The sequence below is a fragment of the Falsiphaeobacter marinintestinus genome (assembly GCF_007923355.1).
Classification (GTDB): domain Bacteria; phylum Pseudomonadota; class Alphaproteobacteria; order Rhodobacterales; family Rhodobacteraceae; genus Phaeobacter_A; species Phaeobacter_A marinintestinus.
Genome location: NZ_VOGO01000001.1, coordinates 554,883 through 574,629, shown reverse-complemented (window position 1 = coordinate 574,629; position 19,747 = coordinate 554,883). Strand labels below are relative to the sequence as shown.

The following is a 19,747-nucleotide window of genomic DNA, read 5'->3' as shown; positions in this document are numbered from 1 at the left end:
CAGGCAACCCCCCGCCTTTCCCTTGGCAGGTTGGCGCTGTAAGACCCGGGGCATGACTAAGGAATTCAAAACTCTGTCCGAACTGCTTGCACATGGCTTTGATACGGTGATCGACGTGCGCAGCCCGGCAGAGTATGCCGAGGATCACATTCCCGGCGCGATCAACCTGCCGGTTTTGGACAATGCAGAGAGGGCCGAGGTCGGAACGATTTATAAGCAGGAAAGCCCGTTCCTGGCCCGCAAGATCGGAGCCGCCAAGGTGTTTCGGAACTCGGCACACCATATCGAAACCGCTTTGCGCGATCAGGAAGGCGGCTGGCGACCGCTGGTCTATTGTTGGCGCGGCGGACAGCGTTCAGGATCTTTCGGCTGGATGCTGGGGCAGATCGGCTGGCGATCGGATGTCATCAACGGTGGCTATCGCACCTATCGTCGTCTGGTGAACCAGGCTTTGTATACGGATCCTCTCCCACATCGGTTGATTGCGCTGGACGGGTATACCGGCACGGCCAAGACTGAAGTGTTGCATTTGCTGGCAAAGCGGGGTGTGCAAGTGCTGGACCTTGAAGGTCTGGCCGCTCATCGTGGGTCTCTGCTGGGCGGAATGGCCGACCCGCAGCCCAGCCAGAAAGCCTTCGAATCGGCGCTGGCTGTGGCGCTGAATGGTCTGGACCCGGCCCGCCCGGTTGTGGTCGAAGCGGAATCCAGCAAAATCGGTGAACGGATCATTCCGCCCAGCCTGTGGGTGTCGATGAAAGTCGCACCACGGATCGAAATCATGGCCACGACAGAAGCCCGGACACGGTATCTGGTGCAGGCCTATGATGACATCCTGTCGGATGCCGACAGGTTACGCAGAAAGCTCAACCCGCTCAGGATGCACCGCAGCCATGCCGTGGTGGACGGCTGGATGGCCTTTATCGATGCGGGCGACAAAGCGGGGCTGACGCGCGCGCTGATGGAACAGCACTATGATCCGTCTTATGAAAAGTCGCGGCGCGCCATTGGGGCCGTTTCTGCCGCGCAGATCCAGACGACCGGGCTGGCTGCGCCAGATCTTGATGCCCTTGCGGGGCAGATCGAAACTGTCGTTGATCGTCTCTCTCAAGTACCTGTGAGAGAAAGCTGAAGCGGCGTTTCGGTAAGTGACCCGATGCGGGCGGCCGGATACCCGGCTTCGCGCAATGCGGCAACAATTGTATCGGCCCGATCGGGCGCGACGGCGGCCAGCAACCCGCCCGATGTCTGTGGATCGAACAAAAGCGCCGCCTTGCCGTGGGTCGGCAAGGCCGGAGCGATGGCCGCGTTATCGTCAAACAGGCTGGATCGCACGCCTTTTTCCGAAAGCTCCAGCGCACCTTCCATCACCGGAATGGCCGCCAGATCCAGTTCAGCCCCGACGGATGAGGCCTCGCAAAGGCCCACCAAGTGGCCGACCAACCCAAACCCGGTCACATCTGTCATCGCTTGGGCGCCTGTCAGCAAACGCGCGGCTTCGCCCTGTGGCTGGCACATGTGGGCATAGGCCGACGACACCCAGTCTCCACGCGCCAGCCCCGCCATTTCAGCTGCCATCACCACGCCGCTTCCCAGTGGCTTGGTCAGGATCAACGCATCGCCCGGCTTTGCCCCGTTTAACGTGATAGGGTCATTGTCACACAGACCGGTCACGGCAAATCCGATGGTCAGTTCGTCGCCCAGCGTTGTGTGGCCACCCACGATGTCGGCTCCGGCCTGTGCCATGACGTCTGTCGCGACACTCATGATCTCGCTCAGGGTGCGCTCCTGCAGGGCAGGGGACATGCGCGGCAGGATAAGGTTGGCTGTCGCCGCCTGCGGCTCTGCTCCCATCGCCCAAATGTCGCCCAATGCATGGACGGCGGCAATCCGTGTCATCAGCACAGGATCGTTGGTCACCGCCCGCAGGTGGTCTGAACTCAGCACTTGCCGCGTGCCCCCCATGTGCAGCAGAGCGGCGTCATCACCGGCCAGCGGGGTAACATCATCGCGGCTGAGGGTCGAAAACGGTTTCAAAGCTCCGCGCAGGGCATTCCGCCCAACCTTGGACCCGCATCCACCGCACAACAGTTTGTCGCCCAACGCGACATCCGCGCCTATGGCGTGCATCGGCGGCAGTTCGGGAAGCTCCATTTGCGGCAGATCCCGAAACCGGTTCATGAACGTCTGGTCGATGTGATCCTTCCAGCGCCACATCAGCGGCCCCGAGACCGTCATGCCGAACCGTTCCCCCAGTGCAGCCTTACCGCCCAACGAGATCAGTTTCAGGTAATCGTTTTGCGGCTTGAAGGTCCGAAGCGGGTCGCCGGATAATGTGGCGCACAGGTTGTCGAACAGTACCGGCGCCTCGCGTACGGCAAAAACACCGGCCTTTGGGCGGGGTGAGGCGGTCAGGTGGGCGCAATCCCCGGCGGCGAACACGGCGGGATCACTGCTGCGCAGCATCGGGTCGACTTTGATGAACCCGTCCTGCAATGCCAGCCCGCTATCGGCGATCCACTCATAGGGGCGTGCACCGGCTGCCCCGGTCACGAATTCGGCCGGAACAGAGCGTCCATCGGCCAGCAGAATGTGATCGGCGGCAATCCGATCGATCGATGCGTTTTCCAGCAGGTCGATCCCCAGATCATCGAAAGTCCGGCGTATGACCGCAGCGGCTTTCTCTCCGATCGCACTCAGCGCCGTGGCATTGTCGATCAGCGTCAGGGTCGCCTTGCGGCCCTTGGCGCGCAAGGCATATGCCATCGCCATGATCAATTCGGCCCCGGCAACGCCACCACCAATCACCGCGACCTGTGCGGTGCCATCGCCCTGCAAATACGCCGACCATCGCTCGGCAAAAGGGCCAAGCGGTTTGGCCGGAATTGCATGATCTGCAAATCCCGGGATGGCAGGCATGTCAGACGTAATGCCGACATTGATCGAACAGACGTCGAAGGCAACCGGCGGTCGCCCCGGGACATGGATTTCACGGGCCGTCAGATCGATGCCATCGGCAGCGCCAACGATGACCCGCGCACCGGCGAACCGGGCAAGCCGGATCAGATCAATGTCCAGCGCCTCGCGGTCATAGTGGCCAGCGACATACCCCGGCAACATCCCGGAATAGGGTGCTGTGGGGCCGGGGTTGATCACAGTAACGCGCGCGCCGGGCAACGGCGTCATGCCCCACTTTCGCAGCACAAGCGCGTGCGTGTGCCCGCCACCGACAAGAACCAGATCGCGGGTCAGGGGAAGCGGTGTCTGATGCACGAAACGTGCTCCTCGGGGTTGGGCTGCTAGGGGCGGTGGGCCGGTTCAGGACTCGTCATCTTTGTCTTCGGTCATAAACGTGGCCCAGGTCGAATCCTCACCGGCTGGCGGCAGGGTCTCGGGGGTTTGGTGCCGATGAACATGGACCTTGGCAATGAAGTTCGCCGTGATCGGAGCGGTGAGAAACAGGAACAAGGTAATCAGCAATTCGTGCAGCGACAGGTGATGTTCACTGACTGCCGAATGCAGGATCGACGCGATCAAAACACCGCCAACCCCCAGCGTCGTCGCCTTTGTAGGCGCGTGCAGCCGTGACATCTGATCGTTCAGCTTGATCAGGCCGAAAGACCCGACAAACCCAAACAGGCCGGCAACCACCAGGAAGAACGCGATCAGGATATCGAAATACTGTTCCATGGCATCCTCACTCGATGATATTGCCGCGCAGCAGATAGCGCGCATAGGCCACTGTCGACACAAAGCCCAGCATGGCGATGATCATTGCGGCTTCGAAAAAGATCTCACTGCCGATGTTGACGCCGTAAAGCACGATAAGGGCGATCGTGTTGATAACCATTGTGTCAAGTGCAAGGATCCGGTCGCCGATGCCTTCGGCGGTGATCACGACCCACATGTTCATCAGCATTCCGGCACCGAAACAGGCGAATGCGAAATAGATAGCGTATGTCAGGATCATTCGAAAATCTCCTTCAGGCGGCGCTCGTATCGTTGCTTGATTTCATCCCGGATAGCAGCCGGGTCCGGCGCGTCCAGGCAATGGATCAGAAGGCAGTGCCCTTCGTCCGACAGGTCGGCGGTCAGGGTGCCCGGGGTCATGGTAATGGTCCCGGCCAGCACGGTAATCGCCTCGGGTGCGCGCAATTCGATCGGCACGCAAACCCATCCGGGCGAGCGTTTGGCGTTAGGTTTGAACAGAACGATCCGGGCGACGATAAAGTTCGCAACAACGATGTCCCACAGCACCACCAGCACATATTCAACAACGCGCGGCCAGCTAAGCAGTTGCGGGCGGTCGGGCCAGTAGGGACGTGTGAGAAACGGGATGACGATGCCCAGGAACAAGCCGAACACCAAAGAATTCAACGAGAACTTGTTGACCATAAGCAACCAGACGACGGTTAGCAGAATGGTCAAATGAGGATGCGGGAAGATCCGGGCAAGCAGCTTCATCGTCACGGCCTCTTCAACACGGTTTCAAGATAGGCGGCGCGGTCAAAGATCTGGTCCGCCGTTGCGGTTGTATAGTCCAGCACCGGGCCAGACAGGACGGTCAACAGCACCAGACCGATCAGCAAACCGAAGGCCGCGACAAAGCTGAGCGCTGGCATCGGTTCGGGTGCTGTTTCCAGCGGGTCAGGCTCGATCCGGGTTTCTTCGTCGATCTTGGGCAGTGCGTCCGATTCGAGTTCGTTGACAAAGTCAGGGTCATAGGACTTCCAGAACAGGATGCTACCGGCCCGGGCCAGCCCGACGATGGTGACCAGGGACGACACCAGAATGAAAGCCCAGATGACCCAGGTGGTGTCACCAAGGCCAGCGTCGCGGGCCGCGTCCATGACCAGCAGTTTGCCGACAAAGCCTGACAGCGGCGGCATCCCGGCCAGCGCAATCGCGGCCACAAAGTACAGCGATGCGATCAGCCCGATCTGCGGCATCGGGCGATGCGGGACAATTGCGCCACCGCGCCGTTCCATGATCAGGTCTGCGATCAGAAAAATCAGCCCCGCCGTCAGGGTCGAATGGATCATGTAATACATCGCGGCGGCAGCGCCTTGCGGCGTGAACAGCGAAATCGCGATCAGCAAGGTGCCCATCGAGGCGATAGCCCCGAATGCCATCAAACGCCCGATCTCTTTCGCGCCAAGAATACCGATGGCACCAACGGCCAGTGTCAGCATCGCAGCGGGAAGCAACCAGTCACCCACCAGCCCTTCGGTTGCCGCCACATCGGGGCCGAAGACTTGCGTATAGAACCGCAAAATCGCGTATGCCCCGACCTTGGTCATGATCGCGAACAAAGCCGCCACGGGCAAGGGCGCGTTGGCATAGCTGGCGGGCAGCCAGAAATGCAGCGGAAGCACGGCGGCCTTGATGGCAAAAACCAGCAGCAGCAAAACCGCACCAACGCGCAAAAGCGCCGTGTCATCGGCAGGCAATTCGGCCACACGCGCGGCCAGATCAGCCATGTTGAGCGTCCCGGTCACAGCATACAGTGTGCCCAGTGCGAACAGAAACAGTGTTGAGCCCAGCAGGTTATAGACCACGTATTGTACGCCGGCTGCCAGCCGTTTGCCCCCGCCCGAATGGATCATCAGACCGTAGGACGCGATCAGCAACACTTCGAAAAAGACGAACAGGTTGAAGGCATCACCAGTCAGGAACGCGCCCAACACACCCATCAGTTGGAACTGCAACAAGGCATGAAAATGCCGCCCGCGCGCATCCCATCCGGATCCTATGACGTACAAAACCACCGCCAGCGACAACAGGGTTGTCAGAAGCACCATCATCGCCGAAAGCCGGTCCAGAACCAGCACAATGCCGAACGGTGCAGGCCAGTCGCCAAGTTCATAAACCTGAATTTCACCGGTGCTGGCCTGCATCAGCAGGACCACCGCGATGATGTTCAATGCAACAATCGACGCGACCGAGAAAATCCGCTGCAGATCCAGATGATAGCGGATAACCATGATAATGAACGGTGCGATGACCGCCGGCAGCACGATTGGGGCGACAATCCAGTGGTTCATGCGTCTTCTCCGGCGTCGTCGATCATGTCGATCCGGTCATCTCGGTTGGTCAGGTAAGAACTGAGCGCGATCATCACGATCACCGCCGTCATCCCAAAGGAGATCACGATGGCGGTCAGCACCAGCGCCTGCGGCAGCGGGTCGGTATAAGGCACGTCCTCATACTTGTTCAAAATTGGCGGCGCGTTGATCACAAGCCGTCCGGTCGCGAACAAGAAAACGTTCACCGCGTAAGACAGCAATGAAATCCCGACGATCACAGGGAAGGTGCGCTGGCGCAGGACCAGATAGATGCCCGAGGCTGTCAGGACGCCCACTGCGGTTGCAACAAGAATTTCCAAGTCAGCTCTCCTGCAGCTCGTCCAGAGCGTCGTCGCGTTCGGGGTTGATGTCCATCGGGTGCTCGCTTGCGATACCGGGTTGCCATGCATACCGCGCAAGGCTTTCCAGTGCGAGCATCACGGCGCCCACAACGGCCAGGAACACGCCCAGATCGAACAGGGCGGCTGTGGCCCATTCGAACTCTTCCAGCGGCTCAAGGTGGATGTACCCAAAGGCGCTGGTCAGGAACGGCATCCCGTTGAACCAGGCCCCCATGCCGGTCATCGCGGCGATCAGTACGCCGGACCCGATGATACCGTGATAGGGCAGCCTTTGACGCTCAGTCGCCCAGCCAAAGCCCGAAGCCATGTATTGCATGATCACAGCGATAGCGGCGATCAATCCGGCTACAAAACCGCCGCCGGGCATGTTGTGGCCCCGGAAGAAGATATAGGCGGCAACCATCAACGCGATCGGCATCATAACACGCGTGGCGACGACCATCATAAGCGGGTGCGCGTCACCAGCCTGCGGGAACGTTGGCTTTCGGTTCAGCAAACGGGCGCGAACGCGGCTGGACAGGATCGCCTCGGTAATCGCGTAGATGATAATCGCTGCAATGCCGAGAACGATAATTTCGCCGAACGTATCAAACCCCCGGAAGTCAACAAGTATCACGTTGACCACATTGGTGCCGCCGCCGCCTTTATAGGAATTCGCAAGGTGGAATTCTGAGATCGTCGGAAAGACGGAATTGCTGGTCATGATTGCATAGGCCAGACCGGCTACGCCAACCCCGCCACCAATCGCCAGAACCGCGTCGCGGAACCGCCGCCCGGTCGTGCTTTCAACCGGAGTTTCCTGTGGCATGAAGTTCAGGGCCAGCAACAACAGGATGATCGTCACCACTTCGACCGAGATCTGGGTCAGCGCCAGATCGGGTGCGGACAGATAGTTGAAGGATAGCGACACGATCAGGCCAATGATCCCCATCACCACCAGCGACAACAAACGGTTGCGATGGAAGAAGACAACGCAAAGCGTCGCCCCCACAAGACAGACCCATGCAAGGATCGGCAGGGCTGATGCATCGGTCGTGCCACGGGCTGGCGTTACAGTGGTGCCACTGAAATAGGCGTAACCGGCAAGGCTTAGCGAAAACAGCACAAAGATCGCAGCGTACCGGGTCAGTGCGCCATCATGCAGCGTGTCAGTGATAACACGGCTTGTCCGGGTCGCAGCGCCCATCAAAGAGTCGAAAATCTGCTTTGCCTCGGGGCGCCGTGCGGCCAGCCAGCCGCGTTCAAGACGGGCATGGGCGTACAGAACCAGCAGGCCTCCGGCGATAGCAGCCATCGACATGTACAAAGCCGGGGTAAAGCCGTGCCACAATTTGGCGTGGAAATGCGGCGGGTGCGCATCGTTCACGACAGCGGCGGTCGCCGATTCGACCAGCGGGCCGACAATGGCGTTGGGGAACAGGCCGATCAGGACAACAAGAACCACCAGAAATGCGGGCGACAACCACAGGCCCGGGCCCGGATCATGTGGGGTTGCGGGATAATCGCTTCGCTTCGGGCCAAGGAACACATGCGCGATATAGCGGAACGAATAACCAGCCGAAAAAACAGCGGCCAGCACGGCTATCACCGGCAGCAGATAGTGCGAATTGGCCCACAATGTGTGAGTCGTTTCTTCCAGCATCATTTCCTTTGACAGGAAGCCGTTGAACGGTGGGATTCCGGCCATCGACAGGGATGCAATGGTGGCGATGGTGAAAGTGATCGGCATCAGGTGGCGCAGGCCACCCAAACGCTTGATATCGCGGGTATGGGTTTCGTGATCGACGATACCCGCGCTCATGAACAACGCCGCCTTGAACGTGGCGTGGTTGATGATGTGAAATATGGCGGCCATGGCGGCAATTGGAGTGCCGATGCCCAAAAGCATGGTGATCAAACCCAGATGGCTGACGGTCGAAAACGCCAGCAGACCTTTCAGATCGTCTTTGAAATTGGCGATAATCGCGCCCAGCAGCATGGTCACAAGACCGGTGGTGGCGACGATATAAAACCAGATCTCGGTCCCGGCCAGAACCGGCCACATACGGGCCATCAGGAACAACCCGGCTTTCACCATGGTGGCCGAGTGCAGATAGGCCGAAACCGGAGTCGGAGCAGCCATCGCGTGCGGCAGCCAGAAATGGAACGGGAACTGGGCTGACTTGGTAAAACAACCGATCAGGATCAGGATCAGCGCCGGAACATAATAGGGCGATGACTGAATCAGCGCTTTGTTCTGCAAAATGACGCTCAGATCATAACTGCCGACGATATTGCCAAGGATCAGCATCCCCGCAATCATGGCCAGTCCGCCCGATCCGGTCACGGCCAGCGCCATTCTCGCGCCCTGACGGCCTTCGGGCAGGTGCTTCCAATACCCGATCAGCAGGAAAGACGACAATGATGTCAGTTCCCAGAAGATCAGCAAAAGCAGGATGTTGTCGCTCAGGACAATCCCCACCATCGCGCCCTGAAACAGCAGCAGATAGGTATAGAACTGCCCCATCGGATCTTCGCGGGACAGATAGAAACGCGCATACAGGATGATCAGCAGGCCGATGCCCAGAATCAGCCCGGCGAACAGCAGCCCCAGCCCGTCGAGCATGAAGTTGGCATTCAGGCCGATCCCCGGCAGCCAGGTGAGTTTCGCGGTGACGACTTCGCCCCGCAAAACGGCAGGTGCGTTCAGCAACAGCCCGATAAAGGCGAGCAGGGACACCGCACCAGCGGCTGAGGACGAAGCGTTGCGACCGGCACGGATCAACAGCGCGGGAAGGATCGCGCCAAGAAACGGCAGGGCCGCAATCAGGAACAGGGACACCAGCAGTTCTCCAGTATCAGTGAGCCAGAAAAGTGTATCTTGCCTAAGGGATTTTTCCCGACTGTCCAGACCCTGTTCGCAGAACCGGTGCGGAAAGCTGCGGATAGCGGCAATTTACCCAAATATTCTGCAGGATCGGTGACGATAAGTTGACTGTGGTCCGGGATCCGTGACCTTGGCCCACAATGGGCTTGTGTTAGGGATTGTCTGAACGATGATGTGGTGGATCGACAGATGGAAGAAACACAGGCTGGCCGTGCAACCGGTCTTTCGCGCCGATCTGTGCTGATCGGTATCGCTGGGGCCGGAGCAGTTGCCGGAGTTCTTATATGGCGTCGCATTCCGCCGAACTATCAGGGTGGCAAGCTCAGCGTATCTGATGCACACGCGGTGGCCCTGGATGGTTCTGTCCTGTTGATCGATATCCGAACTCCGAAAGAGTGGCGCCAGACTGGTGTTGGCGAGGGCGCCCAGCCGCTTGATATGCGCCGCAACGATTTTGTGGATGCCCTGTCCCGGCTGTCAGGCGGCGACACGCACCAACCTATTGCGCTGATCTGCGCGCGCGGCGTGCGCTCGGCCCGTCTTAGCCGTCGGCTTACCGACGCCGGATTTACGTCGATCATTGATGTGCCCGAGGGTATGCTGGGATCCGGGGCCGGGCCGGGCTGGCTGGCGACCGGACTGCCGGTAAACCCCTGGACAGGAGAACAGGTATGAAGTGGCTTTTCGGGTTGGCCGTGGTCTGCGCGGGACCAGCGGCAGCTGGCTGTGTCAGTGACCCTGCACCGTGCAAGATAGATGGTGGTGAGTATCACGCTGTCATGCCCGACGGGGTCGAAGCGCCTCCGATGGTTGTCTTTCTGCATGGCGCCGGTGGTGACGGAAGCCGGATCACCAAGAATCTGGCCCTGATGCAAAGCCTGACCAGCCGAGGATATGCGGTTGTCGCGCCGACCGGATCGCGCACGTTCAGAGAGGGCAATGGACGCCTTTGGAATTTCTTCCCCGATTGGGAAGGGCGTGACGAGGCCGATTTCCTGAAATCCGTTGTTGAAGACGCGCAAACCCGATTGGGCGTCCGTGCAGACAACGTCCTGCTTGCCGGGTTTTCGGCTGGTGCGTTTATGGTCACCTATCTGGCTTGCAGTCATCCGGCCGCGTTTTCAGCTTACGCGCCGGTTGCAGGCGGCTTCTGGCGACCTCAACCCGACTCTTGCGCCGGACCAGTTAACTTGTTTCAGACCCATGGTTGGCAGGACACTCTGGTGCCGTTGGAAGGGCGTTTCCTGCGGGATGGGCGCTTTCAGCAGGGCGATATCATGGCGGGGCTTGAACTGTGGCGCCAAACAAATGAGTGCCTTGATGAAGATCCCGATGCCTTTGACGTGACCGGCGAATTCTGGCGCCGGTCATGGGCCTGCGACGGTGCGCTGGAGCTGGCGTTGTTTCCTGGTGGGCACAGCATCCCGAAAGGCTGGACAAACATGGTGCTGGACTGGTTCGAAGCGCTGGAGCCGTAATCACTCGGCGGGTGTGGCCGATCCCTTGCAGTCGATCAGGGCTTTCAACTCGGCCCTGTAATGGCGCGCGGCCCGCGTGATGGCTGGTTCACTGTAATCTTCCCGCGTGCCCATCCAACGAAAAGTAGGTGACCCGACCCGAAGCCCGCTGAGCGCCGACAGCGGCACCGCCAGGGCCAGACTAACCGTGATCGGCAACAGCCACGGCGATACCAGCCCCAACATGATTCCAGCTGTCAGAGCCCATCCACTGACCGTCTCCAGCGCGTGGCAGATCAACAGGGTCCGCAATCCATAGCTGCCACCATCGCGGGCCTGAGGCGCCCAGCCTCGCTGCAGGCCCAAAACCGTCCGGAAGACAGCAATCATCTGCTGCACCATCAGGATGGGCGCATAAAGAACCGCCAAGGCGATTTCCGACACCAGCGACAGCGTAAATCGCCAACCGCCGCCAAATTCAGAAAACCGTATCCCGTTCAGCGGCAGGGCGGCGACCCCCAGCAGCTTGGGGGCCAGTAACATGGCGTACATCAGCACAATGATCAGCACATGCCGTGCGTCCGTCATTTGCGGCCAGGTTGGCATTGTCGGGTTGGTTTCGCTGAAATAAGTCAGAACGCTGGCTTCCTCACCGCGTCCGATCAGGGCCCACATGACCAACAGCGCGAACCAGATCGGCGACATCAGATAGCCAATGGCACCGTGGAACATGTGAAAGCGCGACACTGAACGAAATCCGCGTGCGCTGAGCAGACGCAGGTGTTGCAGATTACCCTGACACCAGCGGCGGTCGCGCTGGATATGGTCGATCAGTGTCGGCGGCGTTTCTTCGTAACTGCCGCGAATGCGGGGCAAAAATCGAACGCCCCAACCGGCCCGGCGCAAAAGGCCTGCTTCGACAAAATCATGGCTCATGATCAGCTTGTCATCGCCACGCCAGCGTCGCAGCCTTGGCAACCCCGCACAATTGGCGAACGCGGCGGTGCGAATGATCGCGTTATGGCCCCAGTAGTTGCCATCTTGCCCACACCACAGCGAAAGCCCTTCGGCCAGGGCCGCGCCATAAACGCCGTTGGCGAATTGCTGCATCCGGGCAAAAACCGACTGCGCGCCGATCAGCTGTGGAAAGCTCTGGATCAGTCCGGCGGCCGGATCGGCGGCAAGCGCATCTGTCAGCCGTACGATGGCCCGACCGGTCATCAGGCTGTCGGCATCCAGAACCAGCATCGCATCATATCCATCGCCCCACCGGGTGATCCAATCGGCGATGTTCCCAACCTTTCGGTCGGTGTTCATCGGGCGGCGGCGGTAGTGAAGATCCAGACCCGGTGACAGGGAGGCGCGCAACGCCTCGACACTGGCGCGTTCCTGTTCGGCGATGGCGGGGTCGCGGGTGTCTGACAGGATGAACATCGAATAATTGTGCCGCCCACCGCGCGCGCGCAGTTCTTCCAGCATCGACCTTGCGTTGCCCAGAACGTACCATGGGACTTCGTTGTACACAGGCATCAGCAGGGCCACTGACATAGGTGTCGGTCTTTTGGGCGGGGACGGGACCGGACGCCGCGCGAGCGAGGCAAGCCCCAGAACCACGGTGCTGACCGTGAAACTGATCCAGAAGAAATTGAACGCAATCAGGGCAATAAGCGTGCCTTCGAACCAGCTGATGCCGCCTTCACCGAACCATCCCAGCATGATCCAGGCAAGGCCTGTTGTGGCTGCGACGGCGGGGCTGAACGCCAGCAGACGTTTCAGGTGCAATCTGTGCGGGGACGGTGCCCCGGGGGCGGCCTTGTCCGCGAAATCGCGCCCGAAATCCTGCGCTGCCATGGGTAGAGGCCGTTCGGGCGGCATCAGGAACAGGCCGTTTGTCATGCAGTCCACCGATACAGCCAGACCTCGGACGCTGCCGCACCCTCTTTGCGCAGTTGCGCGCGCAGCTCGACCAGGCCGTGTTCGCCCGGATCAAAGCTGAAGGCCAGCCGCAGCCCGCCGTTTTCAGGGTTGCGCTGCAACACTCCGGGGCTGGTTTCGGCCTGGGGTGAACTGATGTGGATCGTATAGTCCTCGGGGGCGGCGGCATGCATCGGGTGGGGTTCGTATTCGACCGTCACGACCCGGCCGCCTTTGGCGCGGGCGCCAGACGACGTGTCGACAATCCGGGGCAGGGTGGCCGTGATCGGCGCTTCTGCGCCCCATGTCATACGGTAAGACAGGTCGACCTGGCTGCCAGCGATGTAAGGTTCGGCAGGGCGCCAATAGGCGACGATGTTGTCATAAATCTCTTGATCCGCGGGGATTTCGACCAGCGTCACGGCCCCGCGACCCCAGTCGCCATTGGGTTCTACCCAAAGGCCGGGACGGCGGTGATAGAGCGCTTCAAGGTCGTCGAAATCAGACAGTTTGCGGGCCCGTTGCATCAGACCAAAACCGCGTGGATTGACGTCGCTGAAGGCCGAGATTTGCAAATCACGTGGGTTGGCCAGCGGTCGCCACAGGGTTTCGCCTGCGCCGTTGCGGATCAAAAGGCCATCGCTATCATGTACAGCGGGACGGAAATCATCGAACCGCGTACGATCTGTGCTGTCATAGAGGAACATGCTGGTCAGCGGACCGATACCGACATGGGGCATGTCCGTCCGGGGGAACAGGGTCGCCTGAACCTCCATCACGCAAGCCGGTCCGGGGGTGATGTCAAACCGATAGGCCCCTGAGACCGACGGGCTGTCAAGCAACGCGTGCACGATGATGTTGCGTTGTACAGATCGGGGAGTTTCCAGCCAAAACTGTACGAAATCGGGAAACTCTTCGCCCATCGGGTCGCCGGTCTTCAGCGCAAGGCCACGTGCCGAAAGACCGTAGATCTCACCGATGCCGATGGCGCGGAAATAGCTCGCGCCCTGAAACACGGCAAATTCGTTCTTGGTGCCGGGCTGGTCCAGTTCCGTGCGCAGACGGAAGCCCGAAAAGCCCATTTCGCCATCTGTGCTCAGCTCGGGCACTTTGTCGGTTCGGTCGAAATTGCCAAGGGTGAAGGGCACCGGTGTAGCCATCCCGTCAGACACCGTGGAAATTTGAACCGGGCGCGGGAAATAAAGACCGGGATGAAAGAAATCGACCTCGTACGGCGTTTCGGTCTTGTACCAAAGGGCGCGGTCATGCCGGAACCAGATTGACTTGTACTGCTCGTAGCTCAGGTCCAGCCAGTCCTGCGGCACGGTCGGGCGCGCCATGTATCGATGTCTGGCAAGGTCACGGGCTTTGGCGATGACGGTTTCGTGGGAAAATGGCGTGGCGGTTCCGGTCGCGCCTGCGGACTGGACCATGGCCATCGCGACGGTGGATGCCAGAAAGGATCGTCTTGTCAGTTTCATGACCGGTTCCTTTTCCAAGGCTGCGATTTGAACCAGCCCGCCAGATAAGCAACGCTAATGATCATCGCAAAGCCGATCAGATTGGCGAGCGCCACAGTGCCAACGCTGCGCCCGGTCTGATCCAGCGCAAAGCCGATCAGACGTGCCATCGCCATCGAGAAGACGAACACGGCAAGCGATTGTTGTCCGACCTTGGTGATCACGGCCATCAACGATTGCGCCCCAGTCCCACGCGCCCCGTCTGCGAGCACCTTCAGACGCGCACCGCCTGTGCCTGCAGCAACCCAGCCCAGATAGGCCAGCGCCAGAAAATGGACGTAGCGCAAGAACGCAAACTCGGTCTTGTCGCGCAACTCGGACGTCAGCGGCCAGGCCTTGCGGATGAGCGACGCCAGATCAGGTGCGGCGGCCTCGACCCAAAGGAACACTTTCCACGATCCGAAGGGGGCTGACAGAACCAGAAACGCGATGCTGGACCAGATCAGGACACGCGACACGGGTGGTGCCGGTATCCAGCCGCGCATGAAAGCAAATCCGGTGAAAAACAAAAGCTGCCAGCCGAACGGGTTGAAGAACCACTGCCGATCTGACCACGGCTCGGCCGGAAGCGCCAACCATCCCATCTGAGCCACGCCCCAGATCGCGATGCTGGCCGCAGCCGCAGCCCAGAACCCGATTTGCATAAACGCCATCATTAACGGCATCAGCGCAAGGATCACCAGATACATCGGCAGGATGTCGAAGTAGTTTGGCACATAACTGAGCGTGAACAGCCCAACCATCTGCGGCATCGGGTCATTGAAGAAATGGCTGAGGTTCAGGGATGCGACATAACTTTTCTCGAAGCCGCCAAAGATATCTATGGCTGCCATGCTCATCGCGACGAAGAAGAACAGGCAGATATGGGCCCAATAGACCTGCCAAACGCGAAACGCGACCCGGGCGCTGCCCATCGCCCATCCCTGACGCAGGAAACAGCCTCCAAAGGCGATGGCCGAGGCCATGCCCGAGCAAAAGACAAAGATTTCGGTCGCGTCGGAATATCCGAATCGGGCCGGGATCCAACTGGCCCAATAGTTGCGTGGGATGTGTGCAATCAGGATGATGAACATCGCGATGCCACGATAGAAATCCAGCCGGGGATCGCGTGTTGTCGCGGGCGCCGAATGGTGCACGCGGGACGGGGCGAAGTCGGTCGTGGGCGAAATTGACGCCATGAATTGCGGTCCTTACTGCGCCGGAACGCGATGGGCTGAGCCGCGCCCGGCCGCGATCAGATCGCGGCGCGCGACGGCATAGCCATCCTCGCGCCCGCCGCGTTGGGCCTGGCGTTCATTCAGAATGATTTCGACCCGGTCCAGTTGCCCGGCCCGCAGGCCAGCGTCAATGGTCAGTCGTTCAAAGACATCGCGCTGGGCATGACTGCCTCCGGCAAGTTGCATGGTGCCGCGTGCCTGGGCGAGATAGGCAAATGCCTCGTCAAAGCGGGTTTCGCCAAACGCCTCAAGACCCAGCGACGCCGCTTCGCCCGGATTGGCCATGCGGGCGCGCATATCGCAGCCGCTAGTCTGTGCATCGCGGTGAATACGCTGAACCAGGGCCGAACGGTCTTCGGCCCGGTCGCCGCCGTTCAGGGCCAGAAGATAGTGCAGATCGGCAAAGATCAGGCAGCCATCCTGCGTTCGGTTGGCGCTGAGCGCAGCCAGTTCTTCCCAGCGGTTGCCAACTGGTACTCCGTCCAGTTCAAGCCGCATCAACAGCGAAGTCGCGTTTGAAATATCCCGGTAATCATCAGTTTTGTCAGCGCGGATCTGACGATCATACAGATCCAGAACCTCATCGACCTGACCCAGGTCCAGATGCATCAGCGCCTTGTGCCACCAGACGTGATACTTGAAGTTGTTGCAATGCGCCCATGCGTTTTCCCGGCCTGACAGCCAGTCAAGCCCGGCTTTCGCGTCACAGGTCATGTCATAAACATGGGCCACAGCATGCAGACCCCAGGCATCGTCCGGGGCCATCCACAGCGCCTGACGCCCGGCAATTTCGGCCTTTGTATAGTCGCCGTTTTCTTCCAGTGCAAAAGCATGGCAGCCCAGCAAATAACCCCGCCCCGGATGATCGGGCGCGTAAGCTGGCAAGACCCGCTGGACCGACTCCAACATGCCTGCGACGTCACCCAGAACGAACCGGATCGCCTGGCTGAGTTTCATCGCCAGTGTATCCTGCGCATTGTCGTTCAAAGCGGTCTCAAGGCACTGAATGGAGCCTGTCGGACGCCCGTCCATCCATTCTGAAAGTGCCTTGATGAAAATCCGCTCGCGTGGGCAGGCGGTTTCGGCATGGGCCAAAGCATCGGCCATCGCGGTCTCTGCCACGACCACCAGTTCGCGCCGGCCCATCAGCATGTAGAACAGCCCCTTGATCGCGTGCCCCATCGCGAATTCCGGCTCGGACTCTAACAAACGGGTGAGGTGTTTTGGCGTAACCTCAGAATGGGCCATGAACCCCAACATGACCGCATTCCAGTCCTCAAGGCTCGCAGGCGTCGTCAGTGAGACGTCAGTGCCGAATATGTCTGTGGTCATGCGAAGGTCCAATCGTAACAAGTGGGCGTGAGTGTAAGTGGTTGGATCGACTGTACGGGGCTGCACCGGAACTATCGACGCCCCTAACGCATTGGTGAAGTGCCGTGTGTTAAGCCGCGAGAATTGTTGCGAACCTTTGCTGATCGCTGCGCGAAACTGCGCCGGTCAAGCCGTTCCGAACGGATCGTCACTGCCTAATATGTCATCGGTATCGGCCCCGAAAACGGGCGGCGCGTGACGGTATTGAACCGGAGTGCGCGACAGGTTCAGCGGGTTGCCAATCAGCTCGACAGGGCCCGGATCAGCTTGCATTTCAACGCGCATGTCACGTGCCGCTACCTGATCCGAGGTGAAAACCTGGTCCAGTGTTTGGACCGGCCCAACCGGGATTTTTGCAGCTTCCAGCGCGCGGGTCACTTCGGCAGAGGTTCGCGCATGCAAGGCGGGAACCAGCCGGTCGTTCAATGCGACGCGATTGCTCAGACGGGCGGGGTTTGTTGCAAAACGCGCATCGTCGGGCATGTCGCCCAGCCCGAGGGCGTCGCAGAACCGGCGAAACTGGGAATCATTGCCCACCGCGATGACCAGATGACCGTCGGAGGTGGCGTAGGTGTCATAGGGAACGATGTTGGGGTGTGCGTTGCCACGCCGCTGCGGAACCTCGCCCGAGATCATATAGTTGACGCCTTCGTTGATGGTCCAGGCGATCTGGGCATCAACCAGCGACAGGTCGATGTACTGGCCTTCGCCGGTCTGGTCACGGTGGCGCAGGGCAGCAAGGATACCAACGGTCGCGTACATGCCGCACATGACATCTGCGATGCCGACTCCGACCTTCATCGGGCGACCATCGGGTTCGCCTGTCAGGGACATGATGCCGCCAAACCCCTGTGCCATCAGGTCATAGCCGGGTTTGGACGCGTTCGGTCCGGTCTGGCCATAGCCCGAGATCGAACAATAGACGAGCCCCGGCAGATCCTTTGACAAGGCGTCATATCCCAACCCGTATTTGGCCAATCCACCGGGCTTGAAATTCTCGATCACGATGTCGGCGTGGCTGGCCAGCCATTTGATCTTTTCCTGACCCTCAGCCGTGGTGATATCCACCGCGACAGACCGCTTGTTGCGGTTGGCGCACATGAAATAGGCGCTCAGATCACTTGGGTTTCCGTCGGCATCGGTGACATAGGGCGGTCCCCATTGGCGCGTATCATCGCCTTGCGTCACCGGGTTTTCGATCTTGATGACCGACGCCCCCAGATCGCCCAAAAGCTGGGTACAGGTCGGCCCTGCCAGAATGCGCGAGAGGTCCAGAATTTTGACGCCGTTCAGCGCTCCGTTAGATCCGGCCATCATAAGCCCCTTTGTCGATTTCTGCTGCGATAACGGTGAAACGGTCTGCGCTGATCGCGGTGGTCAAGGCGGCCCGCAGGTCAGCCCGGTTGCGAACCGTAACGCCGTTGCCGCCAAAGGCGCGTCCGATGGCGGCGAAATCGTGATGTCCGAAATCGACACCCCGGTTGGGCATCTGGCGTTGCCGTTGTTTGAGTTCGATAAGCGCAAGGCTGGCATCGACGAACACCACGAAGATCACGGGTGTGTTCAGTTCGGCGGCGGTGGCAAGATCCCCCGCGACCATCAGCATGCCTGCGTCGCCCGAGAAACTGACAACGGGCCGGTTTGGTTCGACCAGTTTCAACCCGATGGCCAATGGGGCGGCGCATCCCATCGTGCAAAAGCCCGAGGATTGCACCAGCCCTTTGGGTTCGCTGCAGTGCCACATCTGGCTGAGCAGGATGCGATGGGCACCGCTGTCAGCCGTGGCAAGCGTGGTGTCGGGCAAGGCCTGACGTGTTTCGTCGATAACGGCGGCTGGGCCCCAGTCTTCGTCTGCGGGGAACGCGGCGGTCAACGCCGCCTGTGTCTGCGCGATTTCGTTGCCAGGCCACGTCTGCTGGCCGGACAGCCCTTGCGCCAGCGCTTCCAAAGTCGCGCCGGTGTCGGCGACAAAAGACAGCGTGGCATGGTGCATGTCGTGGGTATTGGGTTCAGCGCACAGATCGATCACGGTTTGCCGCGCCGGATCCCAGGCATTGCGCCACCCGGGGCGCATTTCGATCGGGTCATATCCGATGGCCAGCACAAGATCGGCTTGCTGCACCAAAGGCAGAAGATGCTGATCTGCCAAGGGCGAAAGACCTGCCGCCCCCAGGCACAAAGGATGATCCTCGGTGATCACGCCTTTGGCTTTGTAGGTGGTGATGAAGGGAATGCCGAAATGTTCGACAAAGGCCTGCAGCACCCGCTGAGACCCATCCGCCAGAACATCCAGACCGATCACCGCCAAGGGCCGTTTGGCTTTGGCCAGCACATCGCGCGCAGTGGCCAGATCCGGTCCGGTCGGGACGACGGTCGCGGGTTTGGCGCGAACCAGCGGGGCAGGGGCGGGCGCTTCGGCATCGGCGACGCTGATCGGCACGTCGATGTGGACCGGCCCTTGTCTTGGTGACATTGCGACCGAAATGGCCTTGTCCGCAACGATCCCGGCTCCTTGCGGCGTCAAACGCCAGCTTCCCTTGGTCAAGGGGGCAAATACGGCGGCATGATCCATGACCTGATGGGTATAGCTTAGCGCCTCGTCCTCATCGACGCAGCCGGTCAGGACGATCAACGGCACCCGATCCTGCAAGGCGTTGGCGATCACGTTGACCCCGTTCATCGCACCGGGGCCAAGTGTGGCGACCAGAATGCCCGGTGCGCCGTCCCGGTGGTGGACCCCTTCGGCCATGAACCCGGCAGCATTTTCATGCTTTGTCAGATGAAACGCGATACCGGCGCGTTCCAATGCATCGACAAGGGTCAGAACCTCGCCGCCCGGCATGCCAAAGGCATGACGGCACCCAGCCGCATACAGGCGGCGGGCCAGAACATCTGCAGCGCGCAAAGCAGTTTCAGGCATCAGTCAGGCTCCGGTCAATTGATGCCGCTGTCAAAGCGGTGACCGGGGCCGAGCGCAA

General features: G+C 60.2%; 16 protein-coding genes. 3 read left to right on the top strand and 13 right to left on the bottom strand.

What is annotated here, in order from left to right; genetic code table 11:
* The first annotated feature begins 52 nt into the window (after window positions 1–52).
* Window positions 53–1,129, top strand: coding sequence for a tRNA 2-selenouridine(34) synthase MnmH (gene mnmH / locus FOY56_RS02845; protein ID WP_146344277.1), 1,077 nt, complete (start codon window positions 53–55; stop codon window positions 1,127–1,129).
* On the opposite strand, the gene FOY56_RS02840 is transcribed toward mnmH, so the two are convergent.
* Genes FOY56_RS02840 through FOY56_RS02810 form a run of 7 tightly spaced genes read right to left on the bottom strand, consistent with a single transcriptional unit; the run spans window position 1,105 to window position 9,245 of the window.
* Complete coding sequence (locus FOY56_RS02840; RefSeq protein ID WP_146344276.1) at window positions 1,105–3,270, bottom strand: selenide, water dikinase SelD; 2,166 nt, start codon at window positions 3,268–3,270, stop codon at window positions 1,105–1,107. The two genes, mnmH and FOY56_RS02840, sit on opposite strands and share 25 nt — an antisense overlap.
* Before the next feature lie 45 nt (window positions 3,271–3,315).
* Window positions 3,316–3,687 carry a Na+/H+ antiporter subunit G gene (locus FOY56_RS02835; RefSeq protein WP_146344275.1) on the bottom strand — a complete coding sequence of 124 codons (372 nt, stop codon included), beginning with the start codon at window positions 3,685–3,687 and terminating at the stop codon, window positions 3,316–3,318.
* A gap of 7 nt (window positions 3,688–3,694) precedes the next feature.
* A complete protein-coding gene (locus tag FOY56_RS02830; RefSeq protein WP_425468350.1) occupies window positions 3,695–3,967 on the bottom strand; it encodes a K+/H+ antiporter subunit F in 273 nt (90 codons plus the stop codon).
* On the bottom strand, window positions 3,964–4,461 hold the full coding sequence (locus FOY56_RS02825; protein WP_146344274.1) for a Na+/H+ antiporter subunit E: 498 nt from the start codon (window positions 4,459–4,461) through the stop codon (window positions 3,964–3,966). The genes FOY56_RS02830 and FOY56_RS02825 overlap by 4 nt, the downstream gene beginning before the upstream one ends.
* A 2-nt stretch (window positions 4,462–4,463) precedes the next feature.
* Complete coding sequence (locus tag FOY56_RS02820) at window positions 4,464–6,041, bottom strand: monovalent cation/H+ antiporter subunit D (RefSeq protein ID WP_146344273.1); 1,578 nt, start codon at window positions 6,039–6,041, stop codon at window positions 4,464–4,466.
* A complete protein-coding gene (locus FOY56_RS02815; protein ID WP_146344272.1) occupies window positions 6,038–6,382 on the bottom strand; it encodes a Na+/H+ antiporter subunit C in 345 nt (114 codons plus the stop codon). The genes FOY56_RS02820 and FOY56_RS02815 overlap by 4 nt, the downstream gene beginning before the upstream one ends.
* A gap of 1 nt (window position 6,383) precedes the next feature.
* On the bottom strand, window positions 6,384–9,245 hold the full coding sequence (locus FOY56_RS02810; protein ID WP_146344271.1) for a monovalent cation/H+ antiporter subunit A: 2,862 nt from the start codon (window positions 9,243–9,245) through the stop codon (window positions 6,384–6,386).
* 234 nt (window positions 9,246–9,479) lie between these two features.
* Here FOY56_RS02810 and FOY56_RS02805 point away from each other — a divergent pair, with 234 nt between their 5' ends.
* Both FOY56_RS02805 and FOY56_RS02800 read left to right on the top strand, forming a co-directional pair.
* On the top strand, window positions 9,480–9,965 hold the full coding sequence (locus tag FOY56_RS02805) for a rhodanese-like domain-containing protein (RefSeq protein ID WP_146344270.1): 486 nt from the start codon (window positions 9,480–9,482) through the stop codon (window positions 9,963–9,965).
* Window positions 9,962–10,768, top strand: coding sequence for a CE1 family esterase (locus FOY56_RS02800; protein ID WP_146344269.1), 807 nt, complete (start codon window positions 9,962–9,964; stop codon window positions 10,766–10,768). Before FOY56_RS02805 ends, FOY56_RS02800 begins: the two co-directional genes overlap by 4 nt.
* Here FOY56_RS02800 and mdoH read toward each other — a convergent pair whose 3' ends face one another.
* From mdoH to FOY56_RS02770, 6 genes are all read right to left on the bottom strand, one after another.
* Entirely contained in the window at window positions 10,769–12,643 is a 1,875-nt protein-coding gene (gene mdoH, locus FOY56_RS02795; protein ID WP_146344268.1) for a glucans biosynthesis glucosyltransferase MdoH, read from the bottom strand.
* The gene (locus FOY56_RS02790; RefSeq protein ID WP_146344267.1) at window positions 12,640–14,142 is read right to left on the bottom strand and encodes an OpgD/OpgG family glucan biosynthesis protein; all 1,503 of its coding nucleotides are present in this window, start codon (window positions 14,140–14,142) and stop codon (window positions 12,640–12,642) included. The genes mdoH and FOY56_RS02790 overlap by 4 nt, the downstream gene beginning before the upstream one ends.
* Window positions 14,139–15,359, bottom strand: a complete 1,221-nt coding sequence (locus FOY56_RS02785) for an OpgC family protein (protein WP_146344266.1) — start codon at window positions 15,357–15,359, stop codon at window positions 14,139–14,141. The genes FOY56_RS02790 and FOY56_RS02785 overlap by 4 nt, the downstream gene beginning before the upstream one ends.
* 12 nt (window positions 15,360–15,371) lie before the next feature.
* A complete protein-coding gene (locus FOY56_RS02780; protein ID WP_146344265.1) occupies window positions 15,372–16,730 on the bottom strand; it encodes a tetratricopeptide repeat protein in 1,359 nt (452 codons plus the stop codon).
* Between the two features lie 165 nt (window positions 16,731–16,895).
* Complete coding sequence (locus FOY56_RS02775; protein WP_146344264.1) at window positions 16,896–18,083, bottom strand: CaiB/BaiF CoA transferase family protein; 1,188 nt, start codon at window positions 18,081–18,083, stop codon at window positions 16,896–16,898.
* Window positions 18,070–19,689 (bottom strand): thiamine pyrophosphate-binding protein, encoded by a 1,620-nt coding sequence (locus FOY56_RS02770; protein ID WP_146344263.1) that lies wholly within the window; start codon window positions 19,687–19,689, stop codon window positions 18,070–18,072. Before FOY56_RS02770 ends, FOY56_RS02775 begins: the two co-directional genes overlap by 14 nt.
* Between the last annotated feature and the right edge of the window lie 58 nt (window positions 19,690–19,747).